This is a genomic window from Streptomyces sp. NPDC051041 (genome assembly GCF_044456065.1).
Taxonomy (GTDB): Bacteria; Actinomycetota; Actinomycetes; order Streptomycetales; family Streptomycetaceae; genus Streptomyces; species Streptomyces glaucus.
Genome location: NZ_JBITFM010000019.1, coordinates 41,499 through 47,498 on the forward strand (window position 1 = coordinate 41,499; position 6,000 = coordinate 47,498).

7 protein-coding genes are annotated in these 6,000 nt (G+C 74.8%); 3 read left to right on the forward strand and 4 right to left on the reverse strand.

From position 1 onward, the window contains the following. Positions 1–4: 4 nt before the first annotated feature. On the forward strand, positions 5–757 hold the full coding sequence (locus ACIBAI_RS24435; RefSeq protein ID WP_399037394.1) for a ferritin-like domain-containing protein: 753 nt from the start codon (positions 5–7) through the stop codon (positions 755–757). Between the two features lie 47 nt (positions 758–804). On the opposite strand, the gene ACIBAI_RS24440 is transcribed toward ACIBAI_RS24435, so the two are convergent. The 4 genes from ACIBAI_RS24440 to ACIBAI_RS24455 all read right to left on the reverse strand — a co-directional run bounded on the left by ACIBAI_RS24440 (position 805) and on the right by ACIBAI_RS24455 (position 2,775). Further along, positions 805–1,074: a hypothetical protein gene (locus ACIBAI_RS24440; protein WP_399037396.1), complete on the reverse strand. Its 270-nt coding sequence runs from the start codon at positions 1,072–1,074 to the stop codon at positions 805–807. Positions 1,075–1,291: 217 nt separating this feature from the next. Then, positions 1,292–1,519 (reverse strand): DUF3107 domain-containing protein, encoded by a 228-nt coding sequence (locus ACIBAI_RS24445; protein ID WP_344602930.1) that lies wholly within the window; start codon positions 1,517–1,519, stop codon positions 1,292–1,294. A gap of 171 nt (positions 1,520–1,690) precedes the next feature. After that, positions 1,691–2,356 (reverse strand): TetR/AcrR family transcriptional regulator, encoded by a 666-nt coding sequence (locus ACIBAI_RS24450; protein ID WP_344602928.1) that lies wholly within the window; start codon positions 2,354–2,356, stop codon positions 1,691–1,693. 197 nt (positions 2,357–2,553) lie between these two features. Further along, positions 2,554–2,775: a hypothetical protein gene (locus tag ACIBAI_RS24455; RefSeq protein WP_399037398.1), complete on the reverse strand. Its 222-nt coding sequence runs from the start codon at positions 2,773–2,775 to the stop codon at positions 2,554–2,556. Positions 2,776–3,028: 253 nt separating this feature from the next. Here ACIBAI_RS24455 and ACIBAI_RS24460 point away from each other — a divergent pair, with 253 nt between their 5' ends. Continuing rightward, a complete protein-coding gene (locus tag ACIBAI_RS24460; RefSeq protein ID WP_399037400.1) occupies positions 3,029–4,123 on the forward strand; it encodes an alpha/beta fold hydrolase in 1,095 nt (364 codons plus the stop codon). A gap of 8 nt (positions 4,124–4,131) precedes the next feature. Next, positions 4,132–5,541: a DUF3152 domain-containing protein gene (locus tag ACIBAI_RS24465; RefSeq protein WP_399037402.1), complete on the forward strand. Its 1,410-nt coding sequence runs from the start codon at positions 4,132–4,134 to the stop codon at positions 5,539–5,541. The last annotated feature ends 459 nt before the right edge of the window (positions 5,542–6,000 follow it).

Genomic DNA, 6,000 nt, shown 5'->3' on the forward strand with positions numbered 1-6,000 from the left:
CTGCATGACGAGCTCTGACAAGCCTGACAAGCCTGGCAACGCCTCCGAAGCGCCGGCCGAACGCGGCGTCGCCGCCCGGGACTGGGCGGCGGCCTCCGCCGACCCGCAGTACCGCGCCGCGGTCGTCGACCTGCTCGGCGCGCTCGCCTACGGGGAGCTGGCGGCGTTCGAGCGGCTCGCCGAGGACGCCAAGCTGGCGCCGACGCTGGCGGACAAGGCGGAGCTGGCGAAGATGGCGTCGGCCGAGTTCCACCACTTCGAGCGGCTGAGCGACCGGCTCGCCGGGATCGGCGAGGAGCCCACGGCGGCGATGGAGCCGTTCGTGGCGGCCTACGACGGTTTCCACAAGCAGACGGCGCCCTCGGACTGGCTGGAGGGGCTCGTCAAGGCGTACGTCGGCGACTCCATCGCCAGCGACTTCTACCGCGAGGTGGCCGCGCGGCTCGACTCCGACACCCGTGAGCTGGTCCTCGCCGTGCTGGACGACACCGGGCACGCCGACTTCGCGGTGGAGAAGGTGCGCGCGGCGATCGACGCCGACCCGCGGGTGGGCGGGCGGCTCGCGCTGTGGGCGCGGCGGCTGATGGGCGAGGCGCTGTCGCAGTCCCAGCGGGTGGTCGCCGAGCGGGACGCGCTGTCGACGATGCTGGTGGGCGGGGTCGCGGACGGGTTCGACCTCGCCGAGGTCGGCCGGATGTTCTCCCGGATCACCGAGGCGCACACCAAGCGGATGGCGGCGCTGGGTCTGGCGGCCTGACGCCGGTCGCCGGCGGCCCGGGGCGGGCGCCGCCACCGGTGGCCGGATCAGGCGGTCGCCGAGCGGCGCCGCAGCCCTCCCGAGGGGCGCAGCAGCAGCGACAGCGAGGCCGCGGAGACGACCGCCGCGCCGACGAGGATCAGCGGGAGGCCGCCCGCCTCCAGCGCGCTGTGCGTGACGAAGGCGCCGAAGAGCCCTCCGGCCACGCCCGTCGGCAGGACCAGGGCGCGGGCCGGGAGGCGGTGCGGCAGGCGGTGGGCGGCCGCCCAGGCCAGAGCGAGGCCGAGGATCGCGGAGCTGAGCGCTTCCAGGAGCATGTCGGGGTCCCTCCCACACGGCCGGCCTGCCCGTTACGGTCGTAGCCCGTCCTACCCCCGGCCCGTGGAGGACAATCCTCCCGCGTGGACGACCTGTGCTCCATCCGTGGAGCCCGTCCGCACTCCGCCCCCGGAATCCGCTCGCGGGCTCCACGACACGGGGAAGGGCCCGGCGGCCGAAGCCCGCCGGGCCCTTCCCCGTGCGCCCGCCGCGCGCCTACAGTGCGCCGAAGCCCACCTTGCGCGGGGCCGGCTCACCGATCTCGACGTACGCGAGACGGTCCGCCGGGACCAGGACCTTGCGGCCGTGCTCGTCCACGAGGGTCAGCAGCTGCGACTTCCCGGCCAGTGCCTCGGCCACGGCCCGCTCGACCTCCTCGGCGCTCTGACCGCTCTCCAGAACGATCTCGCGGGGCGCGTGCTGCACGCCGATCTTGACCTCCACGGCTATGTCCCTCCGACGGTCAGTGAAGTGCGCGACCTACCGCGCCGTACCCAGCACACATTAGCCCGGTGAGGGGACGGACACGCTCCGGCGGAGCACGCCGGTAGCGAACAGCCGGCGGGAACGAGCGCCGGAGGCGCCGGCGGGAGCGGGTCCTCGGCGCGCCGCCCCTCAGCGCTGCTGCTGGTCGCTTCCCTGGTACTGGTCCGTGCCGTGCAGCGGGAAGCCCGCGATGCCCCGCCACGCCAGCGAGGTCAGCAGCTGGACCGCCTGGTCACGCGGCACGCTGCGATCGCTGTGCAGCCAGGAGCGGGCCACCACCTGGGCGAGGCCGCCCAGGCCGGAGGCGAGCAGCATCGACTCCGCGCGCGACAGGCCGGTGTCCTCGGCGATGACGTCGCAGATCGCCTCCGCGCACTCGTTGGTGACCTTGTCGACGCGCTGGCGCACGGCGGGCTCGTTCGTCAGGTCGGACTCGAAGACCAGGCGGAAGGCGCCGCCGTCGTCCTCGACGTACGCGAAGTACGCGTCCATCGTCGCCCGGACCCGCTGCTTGTTGTCGGTCGTCGACGCGAGCGCGTTCCGTACGGCCTGGATGAGCGACTCGCAGTGCTGGTCCAGCAGGGCGAGGTAGAGGTCGAGCTTGCCCGGGAAGTGCTGGTAGAGCACCGGCTTGCTGACGCCGGCGCGCTCGGCGATGTCGTCCATCGCGGCCGCGTGGTAGCCCTGCGCCACGAAGACCTCCTGCGCGGCGCCCAGCAGCTGGTTCCGTCGGGCACGGCGCGGCAGGCGCGTGCCCCGCGGGCGTACCGCCTCTGTCTGCTCGATGGCTGTCACGCCGCCTCCCAAAGTCGTCCATGTGCGGTGTGCGCCGCGCCGCCATCGTACTTTTCGGTAACCGTGGTGCGCGCGGTGCGAGCGCAGGATTTCACGTACCGGACGGTGACGATAAGAGGACAGAAGGTTTCAAACCGGCTCGGGCCGGGCAGAAGTGAACTCCTTCACCGCCCGGGGACGTCCTCCGCCGCCGTGTGTCACCGGTAGTCGTCCTCGTCCAGGGAGACGATCCGGGCCTGCTCCGCCAGGTCGGCCTCGCTGGCGCGGTCCGGGTCCACGCCGATCAGCGGGTCGTCGCGGTCCGGCGCGATGTCCGCGTGCTGCTCGGCCGCGTCGACCTCGGGCGCCTCGACGCCGAACTCCTGGTCCTGGGTCGCGTCGTCCTCGAAGGTCTCGGGGTCGGTGGGGTCTACGGCCATGCTGGGCTCCCTTCCTACGAACGTCCCTGGCGGATGCAGGGGCCACATGCGGGTGCCCTCGGTACGAGCCTAGGAGACACCCGATCCCGACGCTATGCGATCCGCCGCCGATCCGTGCCGGGGGGGGCGGTACCCGCGAAAACGCCCGCGACACCCGCGGCCCCACCCGCGGATACCCGGATCGGGCCGCGGCAACGGGGGCTGTGACGGCGAACACGCGAACCGCCGCGTGATCGTCTCGTAACATTGCCGCATGTCTTCGACCGAGCTGCCCTTCGTGCCGCCCGCCAACGTCCTTCCCCGGGTGGCCGCCGTCAGGGTCGCGGAGGGCGAGCGGCTCCGGTCGGTCCAACTGCCGGGCGTCACCCTGACGGTGCGGTCCAGGCCGCCGGCCCGCGAAGGACTGCCGCCCGCCCTGTACGTCCACGGGCTCGGAGGCTCCTCGCAGAACTGGTCCGCGCTGATGCCGCTGCTGACGGACGCCGTCGACAGCGAGGCCGTCGACCTGCCCGGCTTCGGCGACTCCCCGCCGCCGGACGACGGCGACTACTCGATCACCGGGCACGCGCGCGCGATCGTCCGCTACCTCGACGCCGCGGGCCGCGGCCCCGTGCACCTGTTCGGGAACTCGCTCGGCGGCGCGGTCGCGACGCGCGTCGCCGCGGCGCGGCCCGACCTCGTCCGTACGCTGACGCTCGTGTCGCCCGCCCTTCCGGAGATCCGCGTCCAGCGCACCGCCGTGCCGACGGGGCTGCTGGCCCTGCCCGGAGTGGCCTCGCTCTTCACCCGGCTCACCAAGGAGTGGACGGCCGAGCAGCGGGTCCGCGGGGTCATGGCGCTGTGCTACGGCGACCCCGGACGGGTGACCCCGGAAGGGTTCCGCAACGCCGTGGAGGAGATGGAGCGGCGGATGCGACTGCCGTACTTCTGGGACGCGATGGCGCGCTCCGCGCGCGGGATCGTCAACGCCTACACGGTGGGCGGCCAGCACGGGCTGTGGCGCCAGGCCGAACGGGTCCTCGCGCCGACCCTGCTCATCTACGGCGGCCGGGACCAGCTCGTCGGATTCCGCATGGCCCAGAAGGCGGCCCGCGCCTTCCGGAACTCCCGGCTGCTGACCCTGCCGGAGGCGGGGCACGTGGCGATGATGGAGTACCCGGAGACGGTGGCCGGCGCGTTCCGCGAACTCCTCCGGGACACGGGACAGCCGGCCGGCGGCGGGCGGGACGCGCGCAGCGCGCGTGGAGCGGCCGAGGGAGCCGGCGGACCGGCCGGAAGCGCGCGGGAGCGCGCCGTCGGGGCGGACGTGGCCGGTGACGGCGGCGCCGGCGAGAGCACGGGAGGCTGAGGCGCGAGATGGGACGCCACAGCCGACGGGGAGCGGCCCCCAAGGGGAACGCCGCGGACACCGGCACCGGGAGAGACGGCCGGCCGGAGCCGGCGGGCGGACGGGGATGGATCCCGGGCACCGCGGTTCCCGGGCCGGGCGGCGGCGTGCCGCCGATGCCCGGCGCCACGCCCGCCCGGGGGGTTCCGCACCCGGCCGACGGCACGCCCGCGTACGGCGTCCCGCAGGCCTTCGACGACACGCCCGCGCGCGGGATGCCGCGGCCGTCCGACGCCGTGCCCGTCCACGGCGCCCCCGGGGTGCGCGGTGGCCACCCGGAGCAGCGTGAGCCCGGAGGCGGCTGGGGCGAGCTGGGGAGCCGTGCCGGCGCCGGGCACGGCGTACCGGCGGCGCCCGGGGGACCGGCCGGGGCCGGTCTGCCCATACCGCGGCAGCGGTGGGAGGGACCGCGGCAGGAGTACCTCGACGCCTTCGACGGGGACGACGGCGTCTTCGCGCCTCCGGCCTCCCACGGCCCCCGCACGGCCGGAACCCCCGCCGCCCCCGTCGCCGGCCGGGACACCGGTCCCGGCACCGGGCGCGGTCCCGGCGGCGCGCCGCCCGTCGGCGGCCCCGTGCCGGGCAGGGGCGGCAGGGGCCGGACCCTCACCGGCATCGCGGCCGCCGCCGTCACCACGGTGCTGGCCGTCGTCGTGGCCGGCCAGGTCGCCGACGAGCGCGGCGACGGCGACGTACGGCCGCAGTCGGCCACCGGCCGGGCGCACGACGCCCGCGGCTCCGCCTCGCCCGCGGACGAGCGGCCCGCGCCCTCCGGCACGCCGACGTACGAGCAGAAGATGGACACCAAGTACCCGCTGAGCGCCACGCTCAAGGGCTCGGGGAAGTTCGACGCGGTGCCCGGCATCGCCAAGGCGCCGGGCCGCGGGCAGAAGTTCACCTACCGCGTGGACGTGGAGCAGGGCCTCGGCCTCGACGCCGAACTCTTCGCGCAGGCCGTGCAGAAGACGCTCAACGACGACCGCAGCTGGGCCCACAACGGAGCCCGGACCTTCGAGCGCATCCACTCCGGGCGGCCCGACTTCGTGATCACGCTCGCCAGTCCCGGCACCACCGCCCTGTGGTGCGCCAAGTCCGGTCTGGACACCACCGTGGACAACGTGTCCTGCGACTCCGCCGCCACCGAACGCGTGATGATCAACGCCTACCGGTGGGCGCAGGGTTCGGAGACGTACGGCGACGAGATCCACGCCTACCGGCAGATGCTGATCAACCACGAGGTCGGCCACCGCCTCGGCCACTCCCACGTGACCTGCGACAAGGACGGCGACCTCGCCCCGGTCATGCAGCAGCAGACCAAGTTCCTCGACCACGACGGCATCCGCTGCAGGGCCAACCCCTGGCCCTATCCCGGAAGCTGACGGGCGACACCGGCGCCCCCTCGGCAGGCGTCGTGAGTTCGTTCACGTTTCCCGGCGTGTCGTGCCGTCAGGCGCCCGACCCCGCCACGGACACCGGATGCCCCGACAAGGACGCGTCCGTGTGGACGTGCACCCCGGGGAAGGGCCTCGGGTACGGGGGCGGCACCCCGAGGAACTCCTGGCCGCCGTGCCCGTGCTCGATCTCGGGGGCGCGGCACGGCGCAGGGCGGCACGACGGCAGTGGGCCGCGGCATGACGGTGCGTGACCGAGCCGTACCTTAGCGCGACGCAACGCGATCCGCACGGGAAAGTTACGACCGTTCACCCCTTTCGGTGGGGGGGGGGGGCCCCCACCCCCCCCCCCCCCCCCCCTGGTGCCCCCCCAAACCAGCCGCGCCGCGACCCCACAAACCCCGCCCACCCCCCCCCCGAGCGGGGGGCCCCCGCCGGCGCCTGCGC